Origin of the sequence: Bacillus sp. HMF5848, from assembly GCF_003944835.1 — a bacterium.
Lineage (GTDB): Bacteria > Bacillota > Bacilli > Bacillales > HMF5848 > HMF5848.
Window position 1 is genome coordinate 1,147,597 of sequence record NZ_RWIV01000001.1, and the last position, 15,652, is coordinate 1,163,248.

At 39.3% G+C, this 15,652-nt stretch carries 18 protein-coding genes and 1 riboswitch; of the genes, 13 read left to right on the forward strand and 5 right to left on the reverse strand.

Features of this window, described 5'->3' with window-relative positions:
- Positions 1-3: 3 nt before the first annotated feature.
- The 4 genes from EJF36_RS05540 to EJF36_RS05555 all read right to left on the reverse strand — a co-directional run bounded on the left by EJF36_RS05540 (position 4) and on the right by EJF36_RS05555 (position 1,361).
- A complete protein-coding gene (locus EJF36_RS05540; RefSeq protein WP_125905363.1) occupies positions 4-201 on the reverse strand; it encodes a spore gernimation protein GerPD in 198 nt (65 codons plus the stop codon).
- A 2-nt stretch (positions 202-203) separates the two neighbouring features.
- Positions 204-836 (reverse strand): spore germination protein GerPC, encoded by a 633-nt coding sequence (gerPC, locus tag EJF36_RS05545; protein ID WP_125905364.1) that lies wholly within the window; start codon positions 834-836, stop codon positions 204-206.
- Positions 837-905: 69 nt separating this feature from the next.
- Positions 906-1,127 (reverse strand): spore germination protein GerPB, encoded by a 222-nt coding sequence (locus tag EJF36_RS05550; RefSeq protein ID WP_125905365.1) that lies wholly within the window; start codon positions 1,125-1,127, stop codon positions 906-908.
- Positions 1,128-1,139: 12 nt separating this feature from the next.
- On the reverse strand, positions 1,140-1,361 hold the full coding sequence (locus EJF36_RS05555) for a spore germination protein (protein WP_125905366.1): 222 nt from the start codon (positions 1,359-1,361) through the stop codon (positions 1,140-1,142).
- Between the two features lie 191 nt (positions 1,362-1,552).
- Between EJF36_RS05555 and EJF36_RS05560 the strand changes: the two genes are divergently transcribed.
- The 13 genes from EJF36_RS05560 (at position 1,553) to EJF36_RS05620 (ending at position 12,954) form a co-directional block, all read left to right on the forward strand.
- A complete protein-coding gene (locus EJF36_RS05560; RefSeq protein WP_125905367.1) occupies positions 1,553-3,145 on the forward strand; it encodes a long-chain-fatty-acid--CoA ligase in 1,593 nt (530 codons plus the stop codon).
- Positions 3,146-3,347: 202 nt separating this feature from the next.
- Positions 3,348-4,400 carry an FUSC family protein gene (locus EJF36_RS05565; protein ID WP_125905368.1) on the forward strand — a complete coding sequence of 351 codons (1,053 nt, stop codon included), beginning with the start codon at positions 3,348-3,350 and terminating at the stop codon, positions 4,398-4,400.
- Positions 4,401-4,959: 559 nt separating this feature from the next.
- Positions 4,960-5,048: riboswitch (cyclic di-GMP riboswitch) on the forward strand.
- Positions 5,049-5,177: 129 nt separating this feature from the next.
- On the forward strand, positions 5,178-5,528 hold the full coding sequence (locus tag EJF36_RS05570; RefSeq protein ID WP_185806819.1) for a DUF192 domain-containing protein: 351 nt from the start codon (positions 5,178-5,180) through the stop codon (positions 5,526-5,528).
- The gene (locus tag EJF36_RS05575; protein WP_125905370.1) at positions 5,528-5,719 is read left to right on the forward strand and encodes a Flp family type IVb pilin; all 192 of its coding nucleotides are present in this window, start codon (positions 5,528-5,530) and stop codon (positions 5,717-5,719) included. Before EJF36_RS05570 ends, EJF36_RS05575 begins: the two co-directional genes overlap by 1 nt.
- 7 nt (positions 5,720-5,726) lie before the next feature.
- Positions 5,727-5,897, forward strand: coding sequence for a Flp family type IVb pilin (locus tag EJF36_RS05580; RefSeq protein ID WP_125905371.1), 171 nt, complete (start codon positions 5,727-5,729; stop codon positions 5,895-5,897).
- A gap of 288 nt (positions 5,898-6,185) precedes the next feature.
- A complete protein-coding gene (locus tag EJF36_RS05585; protein WP_125905372.1) occupies positions 6,186-6,698 on the forward strand; it encodes an A24 family peptidase in 513 nt (170 codons plus the stop codon).
- Between the two features lie 27 nt (positions 6,699-6,725).
- A complete protein-coding gene (locus EJF36_RS05590) occupies positions 6,726-7,109 on the forward strand; it encodes a TadE/TadG family type IV pilus assembly protein (RefSeq protein WP_125905373.1) in 384 nt (127 codons plus the stop codon).
- Positions 7,110-7,120: 11 nt separating this feature from the next.
- Positions 7,121-8,044, forward strand: coding sequence for a Tad domain-containing protein (locus tag EJF36_RS05595; protein WP_125905374.1), 924 nt, complete (start codon positions 7,121-7,123; stop codon positions 8,042-8,044).
- A gap of 23 nt (positions 8,045-8,067) precedes the next feature.
- The gene (gene cpaB, locus EJF36_RS05600; protein ID WP_125905375.1) at positions 8,068-8,772 is read left to right on the forward strand and encodes a Flp pilus assembly protein CpaB; all 705 of its coding nucleotides are present in this window, start codon (positions 8,068-8,070) and stop codon (positions 8,770-8,772) included.
- Positions 8,773-8,795: 23 nt separating this feature from the next.
- Positions 8,796-9,632, forward strand: coding sequence for an AAA family ATPase (locus EJF36_RS05605; protein ID WP_260471834.1), 837 nt, complete (start codon positions 8,796-8,798; stop codon positions 9,630-9,632).
- 1 nt (position 9,633) lies between these two features.
- Entirely contained in the window at positions 9,634-11,064 is a 1,431-nt protein-coding gene (locus EJF36_RS05610; protein WP_125905377.1) for a CpaF family protein, read from the forward strand.
- Complete coding sequence (locus EJF36_RS05615) at positions 11,061-12,023, forward strand: type II secretion system F family protein (protein WP_125905378.1); 963 nt, start codon at positions 11,061-11,063, stop codon at positions 12,021-12,023. Before EJF36_RS05610 ends, EJF36_RS05615 begins: the two co-directional genes overlap by 4 nt.
- Before the next feature lies 1 nt (position 12,024).
- On the forward strand, positions 12,025-12,954 hold the full coding sequence (locus EJF36_RS05620; protein WP_260471835.1) for a type II secretion system F family protein: 930 nt from the start codon (positions 12,025-12,027) through the stop codon (positions 12,952-12,954).
- A gap of 881 nt (positions 12,955-13,835) precedes the next feature.
- On the opposite strand, the gene EJF36_RS05625 is transcribed toward EJF36_RS05620, so the two are convergent.
- Positions 13,836-15,587, reverse strand: coding sequence for a fibronectin type III domain-containing protein (locus tag EJF36_RS05625; protein ID WP_125905379.1), 1,752 nt, complete (start codon positions 15,585-15,587; stop codon positions 13,836-13,838).
- Between the last annotated feature and the right edge of the window lie 65 nt (positions 15,588-15,652).

Sequence of the window (15,652 nt, forward strand, 5' to 3'; positions counted from 1 at the left end):
ATTTTATCCGCCTGTAGGGCTTGGGCTAATCGCTGTTGTTGGAACGAGAGTGGATACAATTAAGGACTCTGCTGGTGTATCAAAAACAGAAGAAAGTGCGATGCTGTCACAGTCTCCTACTAAAAAAATAGAGGAAGATGCCACTGCCTCAACATAAACATCGCCCACATTTAAACCTTTATTAACAACGGTAAAGTTCATTCTTATACCTCCTCGTTGCTACCTTTTTTAGGGTAATTTTGAATGAATGCTTGTAGTGACGTATCTATATCATTCTTGATTTTTGCTATGATAGCTTTTTCAAGCTGGGATACTTTGTCGGGATTATTTAAGTCCGATGATTGCAGTTGATTTAAATAATAATTTACACGGGTAGGTAGCTGAGCTTTCATATCTTGAATAATAAACGCGCGAAATGCACTATCAAATTCGTGTCCGTGTGAGCTTTCGAGCTCCTTCAATTTGTGCACACCATCATTAGCGATATATTGCTCTGCAGCTTGCATCACTCTATTCTTTAAATCAGGGTCTATGGCAGCAGGTGCCTTTTTCAGTGAGTTCGTTTGCTGAACCGCAAAATCCTCAATTTTTTCCGTATCATTTGGATTAAGACCAATGTTTAACGTACCATCTAGCCTTTCAACCTTTAATTGATCAAATTTATACTCAAGTTTTTCAACTTGCATAGAAGGTCTTTGTTTAATCTCTTTCATTTGTTCGCGTAATTCCTCAACGAGATCCTCAAGCTGTGCTATTCGCTTATTTTGTTTTTTGGTGTAGGAATGAAGTTGCATTAAATATTGGTACCATTCAGGCGATATATGCAAAGTAATCACAACCTTTTACTCGGTATATGTTCTTAACCAATTATATGCACTTCAGGAACATTAGGTGAATGCCCATAGTTAAGATAAGGACAGAGGAACTAAAGGTCGAGGTCTAATTGGTCCTTCTGCTACCCCAGGTATATCGGCTTCAGGCGCGCCTCCTGCAAATTGTCCAGTATTATAAAGGTTTGAAAGTGGTTTAATAACACCAGCACTCCCAATCTGTAACACAGATGAGTTACTTATACCACCTACCTTAAAGTTGTGGATGGATATATTTTGTGAAATATAGTAATTCATTCCTTCTCACCTCTATGCATTTCCAACAATTGGTTGGTCAATAAGATCTGAATCATATACATTTGTCGAGCTAGTTTCGTTATATACCACCATGCCATTACCAGTATTGAATGACCCTGCCCCTGCAAACGTCTTAACATTACTAATCGGAGCAATTTTATATACATCACCAATATGAAATACACTACTTGATCCGACGTTATTAAGTTTTATGGCTCCAACAAATCCAGGCATAGAAAACATCCTTTTTAATACAGCATTCTTACTTTTATAGCATATGCCTAATTTAGTAAAGTGTTATTTTATATTATGTTATACAACATAAAAGGTAATGTTATATATTAGTATTCAGGTAATTTGAAAAGTATGGTAAAATGTGAATATATGTAAAATTTTTCTAAATACATACGAATGGGGGATGACGTATGCATGTACCATTGTTGCTTCACCATTTTCTAGACCGTGCCGTTTCATTATATGGGGATAAAACGGCAGTCATTAATGACAATCGCTCTTATACATATGCACAATTAAATGAGCGAGTGAATCAATTATCGTATGGGTTACGTGACATCGGCGTAGTAAAAGGGGACAGGGTTGCTTATTTAGCACCTAATACAGTTGAAATGCTTGAAGGGTTTTATGGTGTTTTTCAATTAGGAGCCGTTATGGTGCCGTTAAACATTCGCTTAAGACCTGATGATTATTTGTTTATTTTGAATCATAGTGAAAGTAAGGTTTTAATGGTTGATCAGGAGCTTTATCATTTAATTACACCTATAAAAGATCAATTGACAACAATAGAGAAAATTATAGTTCATTATAAAGATGAGGATTGCGATGAAATTGATTATGAAAAGTGGTTAAGTAAATACTCTGCTACATCATTTGCTCGTGAGGATATCGATGAAAATGATGTATGTAGCTTACTGTATACTAGTGGAACTACTGGAAATCCAAAAGGTGTCATGTTAACGCATCGTAATAATTATTTACATGCGATGAGTTGCATGCATCATTTAAGGGTATCAGACAAAGATATATATCTTCATATTTTACCGATGTTTCATGTGAATGGTTGGGGATCTCCGTTTTATTACACAGGAAACGGGGCGACACATATTTGTTTACGAAAAGCTACACCAGAATTAATATTCAAGGCTATTGAGGATTATAATGTATCGGTTATGCATATGGCACCAACTGTGTTAAATGGTTTACTTCAGTATTATGAACAAAATATACCCGCTCTTAATCAAGCGATTCGCGTGGTCATAGCTGGCTCAGCTCCTCCACCAGCCTTTGTAACAAGAGTAGAGAGAGAGCTTGGCTGGGAATTTATACAAGTATATGGTATGACAGAGTCTTCACCATTAAGCACCATTTCAACAGTGCGTTCACATTTAACACATCTACCGTTAAAAGAACAATATCGTATGAAAGCAAAAGCCGGTTTTCCGATGATTGGCTGTGATGTGCGTGTGGTAGATGAAAATGGTGACGATATCTCTAAGGATGGTAAGTCAATTGGTGAGGTTGTTACACGCAGTCATGGCGTGATGTTAGGCTATTGGAAAAATGAAGAGGCGACAATGCAAACAATTCGAAATGGCTATTTACACACAGGTGATATGGCAACTGTTGACGTATATGGAAACATTGATATAGTAGACCGTAAGAAAGATATTATTATTAGTGGCGGAGAAAATATTTCTTCGATAGAAGTGGAAGGCGTGCTGTATGAACATCCAGCTGTTCTTGAAGCTGCTGTTATTGCTGTGCCACATGAACGGTGGGGCGAGACCCCTCATGCATTTGTTGTAAAACGTCCAGGTAAAGAGCTAACAGAGGAAGAGATAATCAAATTTTCGCGTGACAAGCTAGCTCACTTTAAGGCTGTTACAAGTGTTACATTTGTTGAAGAATTGCCAAAGACAGCGTCAGGGAAGATACAAAAAGTTCATCTGCGAAATGACTATTGGGAATCACATGGGAAAACAGGCAGATTTGTAAACTAGTAATGAAGAACGTTTAATAGAAAACTGGAGCTAGGTACATCATGTGCCTAGCTATTTTGTATTTTATTCGATATATTGATTTGTTAGAGGCATACATATACAACTACTATGTCTTCTTATTAACTTCACATGATAATGTAAAAAAAGGTCGTTCATGTTATGTTAGTACTACATGTAATGAATGCAGAAGGAGGATGGAATTTTGACTTTAGGACCTAGAGTTGTTAAAACAGGCATTGCGGTTACGTTGGCATTATATATTTGTTTATATTTTGATTTAACTCCTGCTGTATTCGCGGGCATTGCAGCAATTTTTACAATTCAGCCTTCCATTTATCGGACATGGCGTCAAGTGTTAGATCAATTAAAAACAAATACTTTAGGCGCATTGATTGCATTACTTGCCTTGTTTGCATTTGGCAATGAGCCTATTGCAGTCGGTGTCGTTATGATTCTTGTTATTCTTGTGAGTCTGCAATTAAAAATGGAAAGTACTATTTCGTTAACACTAGTCACGGTGCTTGCGATTATGAGTGCACCCGCACATGAAGAATGGTTTTTTGCAGCCAATCGCTTTTTGATTATTTTAATCGGGATGCTGTCAGCATCGTTGGTCAATTTATTTGTTTTACCGCCTAAATATTCAATAACATATTTTCAACAAACGCAAAGTGCTTTCCAAAATTTATCCTTACTTATGCGAACTGCTATTTCGGATGAACTAACTGAAAAGTCATTTCGTTCATATAAAAAGAAGCTTGAGAAGGATGTTAATAAACTGGACGAGCTTTTTAATATGTTGAATGAAGAACGTGAGAAGCTTTCTAAAGTAAAACCGTTAAACGCGAGAGAGCTTGTTATTTTTAAGCAAATGCTATTATCTACAAAACATGGCATTGAGGTACTAGATGTGATAGAGGACCATTATTTTCAAAGTAACCCACAGGATGGTGAAAAGGAAAGATATGATCAGCATTTAGAGTATTTAATAAAGTGTCACGAGCATTTGCTGTTAAAATATGAGGGCAAAATTAAGGACCGCGATGAGTATTTAGAAGATACGATGGTCGAGAAAAGTGCGCAGTTTCTTGAGCAAATTATGCAACAGTATGATGTGGAAAAAGAGGAAACACTTCGCCTAGTTGTAATAGGCTCGTCGATCTTTGAATATGCATTAAAGCTAGAGCGTTTAAACGATTTAATTGAGAAATATTTAAAATCAAAATCTGCTGAAAAAAGTGAACTAGCACAATAAAAAGGTGTAGTAAAAAGCTTAGCCATGCATGCTACACCTTTTGGGTATCATGTTCAGTTCGTATGTAGCTAATTAATGGGAAGAAACGTTGCACAACTAATGGAAAAAGCCTAATGTCTTAGGCTTAGGCTGCAACTTTATAGCTACATAGCTCACCTCGATAGAATCGCTTTTGTTAGCTTGTGGCGATTTGTGGGAAAAGAGTAACGGTATGTCGAATAATCACCCCACAACTGTGACTTATAGTCTGACTATACGGATTTATATCCGGGTAAAACTGTCTAAAAATTAAGATTTTGTCTAAATGTAGACGGGATTAGTTCTATCAACCTATGTGGTTAAACTTCGGTAAATTGGCCACAGTGATAAAATAAACAGACCTTTTATCCTTTAGATTGGTAAAAATTATTAAGTAGAATAGGAAAATAGGTATACAGCTAGAGCGATAGATTTATAAATTTACCTTTTAAAATGATAACAAAAGACGGATTACTTTTTGTCAAAATACATACTATTATGTAAGCAAGAGATCAGTCGGACAAACAAATATGCCACTGAATCTCGATAAAGGCAAAGCTGATGAAAATCAGTGACGCAAAGCTACAGGGGCTAACGTGCGAATACGCACTATGCCAGCCAGTTACCGAAAGATACAGGGTGGATCGTTTTTACATAGTGAAAATTTTATGGAATTTTCTTTGTGGAACGATTATTGCAGTAACCCCCTTTCGGTGAAGGCGGGGTTTATTTTCGTTGTGGGAAATGGAGGTGGAACGTTTGCAGATAATCAACCTGAGTAATGAACGGATATTAGCAGAAGAAGTTGAGACAGCGTATAGTTTTTTTAAACGATTAAAAGGCCTTATGTTTACGGATCAGTTAAGCTCGGGTTGTGCAATACACATCAAACCCTGTCGGTCGATTCACTCATTTTTTATGAACTATCCTATTGATGTATTGTACGTTAACGATGATGGGATTATTGTCGCGCTGGAGGAAGGCTTTGAGCCAGGTCAAGTAGGACGAAGATTTGCAGATGCACATTCAGTTGTGGAGCTTCCAGTTGAAACAATTCAAAACACGAACACTCAAGTAGGACATAAAATCGAATTAAGGAGAGGGTTATAATGATGAACAAATTAAAAGGATTAGTAGTAGAAGAGCAAGGACAAGGTATGACTGAATACGGACTAGTTTTAGGTGTTATCGCAGTAGGTGTTGTTGCAATCTTAGCTACATTACGTACTCAAATTGAAGCAATGTTCAACAATGTTGTAAATACTATTACAGGTAACGGCAACGGCGGAACTACTCTGTAATAAGCCAATGATTAAAAACCTAATATTACAAGAGAACGGTCAAGGTACAGTTGAGTACGGATTAGTATTAGGTGTGTTAGTTATAGCTGCAGTAGGTATCATACCGGCATTAGTACCTATTATTGAAAATCTTTTTAGATCCATTGCAGATGCAGTCGAAGCGCAAGTTAACCTATGATGTGTAAATAATGTATTTTGGAGATAAGCCCTTGTTATAACGCAAGGGCTTTAATTGTAAGGCTGTGTTAAAGGTGAATGTTGATTTTTTGTTTAATTTTGATTGCAGCGGAATGCACGAGACTCCTGCGGGAAATGGAAATAGTGGCAGTCGTGAGACCCCGCAAGGCAAAGCCTGAGGAGGCTTACGGCCACCCCGCGGAAAGCGAGTGCAATGGAGTGAAAATCAACACCGAAGTTTAACAGAGCGAATTGTAAAAAATTACCCCGAAAGAGAGGGGCGGTTAACATGTTTGTAAATGTTTTGTTGTTTTCGTTGGTCATTATTTGTACGTATACAGACTTGAAATCTAGAAAAATATATAACGTCATTATTTTTCCAACTTTATTAATAGCATTAACAAGTCATCTAGTAACAGGTGGTCTTAGCGGATTCTTATCTTCATTAGGAGGATTTGCTGTTGGACTAGCAATCTTATTAATTCCATATTTTCTCGGTGGTATGGGAGCGGGAGACGTGAAGCTTCTTGCTGTCATAGGTGCGTTAAAAGGGACGGCATTTGTCCTTCATACAGCGATATATATGGGGTTAGTTGGTGGCGTTCTAGCTATATTTGTTCTCTTATTTCACAAAAATATCGCTATGCGATTGAAGGTTGTCGTGTATAAGTTAGTAGGGGTGAAAATTCCTCTTGCATTAGGAGAAGACGCGCGAAAGGCGAAGTATCCGTATGGAGTCGCTATTGCTGCTGGTGCTTGTATGGCTTTCTTTTTCAATCATATTGTATTAATAAACTTTTAACTATCGAATCACTTGGAGTGAATGTTCATGATCAAAGATGAAAAAGGTCAATCATTAGTTGAGATGGCACTCATTGTTCCTTTGTTATTATTACTTTTAGTGGGCATTATCGATCTTGGGAGAGTGCTATACTCCTATACTCATATACAGTTAGCAACACAAGAAACGGTGCGCCTTGGAGGGTTAGGCGGAAGTGACAGTGAGTTAGTCACATTCGCGAAGCAGTACGTCCATATCGGAGATCCCGCGAAGCTTCAAGTGACGATTACACCTGATGATGTAACAAGAATGTCTGGGGAGTACATGACGGTAACGCTACAGTATCCTATTGAGTTAATGACTCCGTTTCTATCTTCACTATTGCCTTCTCCGATGAACATAATAACAGACTCGACGATACGAGTTGAGTGAGGTGTCGTCATATGTGGATTTCCCGAATTAAATCATGTATCAACGAGCAGCATGGTAACGCACTTGTACTCATGTCGCTAGCTTTATCGGCTTTATTATGTATAACTGGCTTGGTTATGGATGGTGGGACGATCTATTACACGAGAGCGCACTTACAGAAGGTAGCCAATGCTTCAGCACTGTCGGGTGCACAAGAACTTATGAATAGCACGCAAGCAGCGGAAGACGTTGCGAAAGAGGTGTTATTTAGGCACGAAGAGACTAGTAGTTTAAAAAGTATTACCTTTAATGAGCCAAGTATCTTTGAAGTGAATCTTGAAAAAGATGTAAGTTTAAATTTTGCTAAATTATTTGGCCGCGATACCGTTCCTGTTAATGCTACCGCTCGCGCGCAATATGGGAACGCTGGCGTTGTAAAAGGTGTCGCGCCTATAGGTATAGATGAACGTTTTACGTTTCAATATATGCAGGAATATGAATTGAAAACCGATACAGACGGTGTCGATACAGGCTGGTTCGGTGTGTTGGCTCTAGGTGGGCCTGGTGCTGCTACATATTACGATAATATGCGTTATGGTTATTCAAGTGCCATACGTGTAGGCGATGTAATTGAAACGGAAACAGGAAACATCGCCGGGAAAACTCGAACCGCCGTAAAAGAACGTATTGACAATTGCTCCTATTCATTTGAGGAAGGAGTAAAGAGAAATTGCTCTAGAGTCATATTAGTACCTGTATATGAACCGTATGAATATGATAACCAAGGGCAAATCAAGCAGGTAGAGATTAAAGGATTTGCTTACTTTTATATAACAGGATTAATAAGCAGCAATGACACAGCCATTCGTGGTTTGTTTTTAAAAAGAGTTGTGCAAGGCGAGATATTAGAGACAGCGGTTGATCGTGGGGTTTACGCCTTACGATTAGTAGAATAAGACTGAAGTGAGTAGGTGAAAGTATGAGGTCGAAGGTCATATTATTTTTAGCCTTAGTGATGGGACTTGTAACAACCTTTCTATTTTATAACTATATGAAACAATTTGATAGTGAAGCAACTGTAGCAGAAGTATTAACAGAAGTAGTAGTAGCAAAAGTGGATATACTAGAAAACCAGCGCATCACGTCAGACATGATTGAATTAAAAAGTGTACCTGAGCTTGGTGTGCACCAGAATAGTATTACAGATTTATCTGAGCTTTCCGATATGTATGCAACTGGCCACATTGCTGCAGGAGAGCCGATATTAACAAATAGAGTGAGTTCAGAGCAACAGGAGTCGTTATTTGTATCTCGAAAAGTACGGGATGGATACCGTGCTGTATCAGTCGGTGTTAACTTTGTTCAATCGGTATCTAACTTAATAGAACCAGAGGACGAGGTTGATGTTATTTTTACCGAAGGGATACCAAAGCCTGATGGCACGCAGGAATTCATATCAAAAACAATCTTAGAAAAAGCACGTGTGTTAGCTATTGGACGTAAAATGCTCCCAACCGTTGAAGGGGCAGAAGAGGAGTATGTTGAATATTCATCCGTTACGGTTGAATTAGTACCAAACGATGCATTAAAACTAGTAAATGCGTCCGAGCGTGGATCTATCCAATTTATTCTACATACGAGATTGATATCGCCGGAAACTGATGCGGCTGCTTCCGGCAAGTAGTCCAGGAAGCGGAGGTGATGATAATGACTGAGGATTCTCAAACAACAAGAAAAAAACGTGGCGAAATGATAGTTGTATGTAGTGCCAAAGGTGGAGCGGGACGCACCATTATGACTGTTAATCTAGCTGTTTCCTTATTTAAAAAGAATATATCGGTTTGTATTGTAGATGGAGACTTCCAATTTGGTGATATTAGCTTAGCAATGGATTTGCACCCAACGTTTTCCATACATGATGTGATTGAAGAGTTCGATAGAATAGACGAATATTCGTTGGCAGGCATGCTTTGTAGTCATGAAAGTGGTGTAAAGGTTTTGCCCGCTCCAGAAAGACCGGAGTATGCTGAGCTTGTTACGCAAGACAAGTTATGTAAGATTCTTGATATGCTTTTACTACAGCATGATTATGTGGTAGTTGATACTGGCGTGGGTTTAGGTGATATGTCGCTACAAATGATTGAGAAGGCCGACCAAGTATTAGTCCTAACAAATCTTGAAATGGCCACCTTGAAAAATTCGAAGCTCATGATTGAAACGTTAGATGTACTAGGGTTTAAAGATAAAGTTCAAACCATTGTCAATCGTGCCACGATGGAAAGTGTCATCGGAGCTTCCGATGTCCCAGATATTTTAGGTGTTGACCAACCTATTTATATTCCTAATGATTTTCAAATAGCATCGCAATCACTAAACATAGGCATTCCATTTGTGATCAATCAAGGAAAAACAGAATTAGCTAAAGCAGTATTTAAAATGGCAGAACAGCTAACAACGCGACGTGAAATCACCCCGATACATGGGAAAGAAGCTTCAATCATGTCTAAGCTTTTTGGACGTAGGAAAGTAAGGGAGGGCACATAAAATGAGTTTGTTGTCGCGCATTCAAGAAAAGAAACCTCCTATGGAAGCTGAACTAGAACGTGAGGTTCAATATGAGCCACAAGCGCAAATACCGAAAAAAGACTTAATGGCGGCGTTTCGAGATACCCGCCGTAAGGAAGACTCAAGGCAAAAAAGCAAGTATGCCAAAGGTGATAAGCACCAGGAGTTAAAAAATGAGCTGCACAAGCTTATTTTACAAGAAGTAAAAGATGATAATTTAGAAGATATTCTACCTAAACTCGATAGTATGGCGATAGAACTTATTAAAGAAAAAGAGGAATATCGCGGCAAAATAGATCGCAAGCGTGTAGTTGATGAATTAATTAATGATTTAACTGGTTATGGTCCGATTAATCCGTTGTTACTAGACGAAGAGGTGTCTGAGGTTATGGTGAACGGACCTGATCATGTCTATTGTGAGCGGAACGGGCGGCTTGAACTGACAGGTATTCAATTTCGGGATAACGAGCACGTTATGGGTGTTATTGAAAAAATAGTATCACCAATTGGAAGACGGATTGATGAATCTAGTCCGATGGTGGATGCGCGTTTACCAGACGGATCACGTGTGAATGCAATTATCCCGCCACTTGCTTTAAATGGCCCAACGGTTACGATACGTAAATTCGCGAAGGATCCATTTACGATCGATGATTTGATTAACTTTGGAACACTAACCAATGAAATGGCGTTATTCTTAGATGCGTGTGTTAAGGCTCGACTAAATGTGTTTGTTAGTGGCGGAACTGGTTCGGGGAAAACAACAACATTAAACGTCTTATCAAACTTTATTCCAGAAGACGAACGGATTGTAACGATTGAGGATGCAGCAGAGCTACAGCTTGGTCAAGACCATGTTATAGCATTAGAATCTCGTCCCCCTAACATTGAAGGAAAGGGCTCTGTGACGATACGTGACCTCGTCCGTAACTCACTGCGTATGCGCCCAGACCGTATTGTTATCGGGGAGGTCCGTGGTGGCGAAGCATTAGATATGCTACAAGCGATGAACACGGGTCATGATGGCTCACTCGCAACAGGACACTCGAACAGTCCACGTGATATGATATCTCGTTTAGAAACAATGGTACTATTAGCGGGAGTTGAGCTTCCTATTAAGGCCATTCGTGAACAAATTGCAGGAGCAATAGACTTAATTATTCAACAATCGCGACTTAAAGATGGTTCACGTCGGATTGTTAGTATTACTGAGGTTCAAGGTCTTGAAGGAGACGTTATTGTTTTACAAGACATTTTTACATTTAAAAGAGAAGGCGTGGACGCACAAGGGAAGATTCTAGGACGACTCGTACCGACAGGCGTTCGACCAAAATTTTATGAGCGTCTGGACTCATCAGGCATTCAAATACCAGCTAGTGTGTTTATTGATGGGGAGGAGTGGAGCTCATGAAATGGTTAATCATTTTTATGGCAGCATTCTCCTCATTTTTACTATTTGTTGGTTTACTGCAAATGTTTTTTTTACGAGATAAACGATTAGCAAAACGTATGAAGCGTTATTTAGCGATGGGTGACAAAAAAGGCTTCGACCGTAAAAAGCTAAACCTGCTTGTACAAATGCAAATGACAAAGCAACGAATACGAAAACAAATGCTAACAAAAGACAAGAACTCAAAGCTAGAAGTATTGCTAAGTCGCGCGGGTGTGCCGCTAAAGCCAGAAGAATATGTCATTATGCAGTGGATAAGTAGTGCGCTTGTGGCAGGGATAAGTTTCTTATTAACAGGTGCTTGGTTCCTCATGCTACCAGGTTTCTTTTTAGGATTTTTACTCCCAAAATGGTATGTGTTAAAAAAAGAGCGCGAGCGAATCAACAAGTTTAATGAAGGGCTTGCTGACATGATTACTACAATAGTAGGATCGTTGCGAGCTGGTTTCAGCTTTCCGCAAGCTTTAAAAACAGTGGCGGAAGAAGCGCACTCGCCGATAAAAGAAGAAATGGAAACCGTACTTCGTGAAATGCAGTATGGGGCAAGTATGGAGGACGCGTTGCACAGTTTAAAAGAACGCGTACCAAGTGAAGATTTAGATTTAATGATTCAAGCCATCTTGATTCAACGTCAAGTCGGCGGAAATCTAGCCACGGTACTAGATCAAATAGTTCGCACCATTCGTGACCGAACGAAGATTCATAGACAAATATCTACGTTAACGGCACAAGGACGATTATCCGGAATTGTTGTTGGATTGCTACCAATCATTTTGACATTAGTGTTATATATTATTGAACCGGGATATATGAAGGCGTTATTTACACATCCCGTTGGCATCATGATGGTCGTCGGTGGGGCTATCTCAGCGGGTATTGGCTTTTTCTTAATTCGAAAACTTACATCGATTGAGGTGTAGTATGATGTTGTACTTATCATTATTTTTTACAGTAACGCTACTTATATATGGCTTATTTGAGTTCCGAGTAGAAAGAAGAAAACGAGTTAAAAAGCGACTGTCTTATTTTTTTAAAAAGAAAGATGATGACACTGAACGTGAGTTTGGAGAAGAAGAGGAAGCGAAGCCGAGCTTTGCAAGACGAGTGCTACGTCCTATATGGTTACAGTTGAGACGAACGTTTCGTCGCAGATTGTCCAATGATAAAACTGAAAAGCTAGAATTGAAGCTATTGCAGGCCGGCAATCCATTTGGCATGACGCCGTTTGAATTCCGTCTCGTCCAGTTAGGCTTGCTAGTGTTGCTTCCAGTAGTTTTCACAATGTATGGCATGCTTCTTAAATGGTCGTTCGGTGGCTTAGCTTTAGCTGCATTAGTTGGTTTCGCGGTCGGAGGATTGTTTCCTGGCTTTTATCTTAAGCAAAAAATTAAAACCCGCAATCACTTAGCCTTGCGTGAGCTGCCAGATATACTAGATTTATTGACTGTTAGTTTAGAAGCTGGGTTAGGGTTTGACTCAGCAATGAGCAAGGTTGTTTCAAAAAAGGATGGTATTATCGCGAACGAATTTCATCGTTGCTTAGAGGAAATTCGCCTAGGACGCACGAGGCGCGAAGCATTGAGTGGTATTCGCGATCGACTTGTATTAGACGAAATGAAAACTTTAATAAGCAGTATTGTTCAAGCAGAAAAGCTTGGGATTGGTATGGTAACTGTATTGCGCGTACAATCCAACGAAGTGCGCGAACAACGCAAACAGCGCGCCGAAGAAGAAGCAATGAAAGCACCGATTAAAATGCTCTTTCCGTTGGTGTTATTCATCTTCCCAAGTTTGTTTATCGTGTTGCTCGGGCCGGCCGTTATACAGTTCTTGGAGACGTTTGGGCAGTAAGTGAGTGTGGTGGCGTTATTCTTGGTCGGTGGTGGCTTGGAAGTAGCGGTTGTGGAGGCGGTGCGGATATAAGTTAAACGAATGAGAATTCCGGACCGCGGATAAAGGACAGGCGGCGGCCACGGCGGATATTCGACAAACTAGAGCGGATAAACGACAAAGGATGGCGGATAACCGACAAGTGACGGCGGATATGTGGGAGCAAGGTTAGCTTATCCGAGTAAACGGCGGATAAACGACAAGCCACGGCGGATAACCGACACGCGATGGCGGATATATGGGAGCAAGGTTAGCTCCTCCGAGTGAACGGCGGATAACCGACAGGCTAGAGCGGATAAACGACAAAGGATGGCGGATATTCGACACACAACGGCGGATATCCCGTAGTGAACCAAACCCCAGCTTGGAAAAGAGTAAGTGAATATATGTCAACTTGGTGAACATCGACACGGAATGGTAGATAATCGACACCAAACCGGTAGATAATCGACACCGAACCGGTAGAAAATCGACTCGGAACGGGTAGAATACCCAAACGATTAGCAGATTAATATGCAACGGCGTATAACCGACAGGCTAGAGCGGATAAACGACAAGCCACGGCGGATATTCGACACACAACGGCGGATATCCCGTAGTGAACCAAACCCCAGCTTGGAAAAGAGTAAGTGAATATATGTCAACTTGGTGAACATCGACACGGAACGGTAGATAATCGACACGGAACGGTAGATAATCGACACGGAACGGTAGATAATCGACACAGAACCGGTAGATAATCGACACCAAAGTGGTAGATAACCGACAAATGAGAGTGGATATACAATAAACAAGACATCATAAATAAAGACGTTGACTCTCGATAGTCAACGTCTTTCTAATTAAGATAAGTTGTGCTTTAAATTGTATTCTTCATCAGACATGAGGTGTAGGGGGATCATATAAAATATGTCCATATAATTACCCTCAGTGTCATAATACTCTGGTGGGAGCATAAACAAACCTCGGATATTTGGGGACATGTCTAGAAGATCTTGACCTAAGTCTAAGTTATTCAAGTCAAAACTAAAGTACATTGATTTTCCATCACTTGAAATAGTTGGAGCCAGATCCACTAAAAATGCAGTGTATAAACCGGCTCTATCCTTTCCTTGATCAATGGTATCGGTGTCAGTTTCATCATAGTTTTCATCTAAATAAGAGTCAGAGTCATCAAATCCGAAATCAGAGCGGTCTAATACCAACAGACCACGACCGAAATAACTTTCTATTTTATTGTTAAAAGTTAGTTTCATAATATTATTAGAAGGACTCATATCAAAAACATCATTTGAATAATCTCCATCAAGTTGGTTATCAAATACTTCAAATGTTTCACCTAATGCAATCATGAAAAAAGCACCATCAAAGTCAGCGTTTTCGTCATTAAAATCAGGAGTTTGCTCTGTAATGATTATCTCACTCGTATTGCCTAAAGAATCGGTTGCGATAAATGCAGAAACGTACGCTAATGCAAAAACTTCATCAGTTTCAGCCAGATAATCTAAATTAAATCTACCCTCATAATAGGTTGAAGAATGTAAAGAAGGTTGCATTGTTATAGAAGTATTCTCTAAAATTTCATCTGAATATAAAGATACAACAGCTTCAATGCTGACAATATCCGATAAATCTTCAAAATGAGCACCGATGGTGAAATTACCTTCTTTTATAATAGGGAATGAGAATCCTAAGCCTTCGAAAAAGCTATCGCGTTCCCCCTCAAGCGCTTCATATACACGAATACCACCTTTGCCATTGAATAATTGTGGACCTTCAAAATCATTTGTATCGCTTGAAAGAATGTCTACACTAATTAGACTAAAGTCATTTCTATCACTATCGTGACTTACCACTACTTCTACTTTGTTAGGGTGAAGTCTAACACGTAGATAGTTAAAAATATTATCGCTCTTGTCACCATCACTATCTACTGCAACTAATACATAGTTATATCTCATGGATGTCACTACTTCAGTATCCACATAAAATGATTGATCACGTGGAACTTGATATTGCCATACAAAACTACCGTCGACTTCTGTCTTATAAATAATATATTCTTCCACCTCTGGATTGGAGTCCCATTCTAGTACAACTTCAACACCACCGTCTTCATAAGATGCAGTATCATTAATATACGTATTACTTATTGTAGGTCTTTCTGGAAATACCCCATCACTATCATGTGTTGTCTCTACCTTAATCTTAGCTGTGCCAACAACAGTGTAATTCGCTTCTGGTCCGCGTGTTGTTTGTACATAATAGAAGTAAGTAGTACGAGGTGTAGCAGTATCATCTGTATAAGAAATAACACTGTTGCCAAGTGTAGTTAGAAGCGTAGCATCTTCTGGCTTATCTGTAGTGTTGCGAAAGATTCGAATGTTATCAAATGAAACGTCAGGTAAGTCCCACGATAATACATTTTCTACCCCTGTTGAATCCTCAGGGTCTAAATCATTACTCACATAGGACAGATTTAGAACCGGACTTCCGCCACCTGTATCTCCGGTATCCTTTGCACTTACATTCATCGTTGGTAGTACAAGTGAAATCAACATAACCACTACGACCAACAATCTTATGATTTTCACTATTTTCTCCTCCCACTCTCTATTAATCTATGTTAATTCTATAAAAAGAACGGATGGTGTTCAAC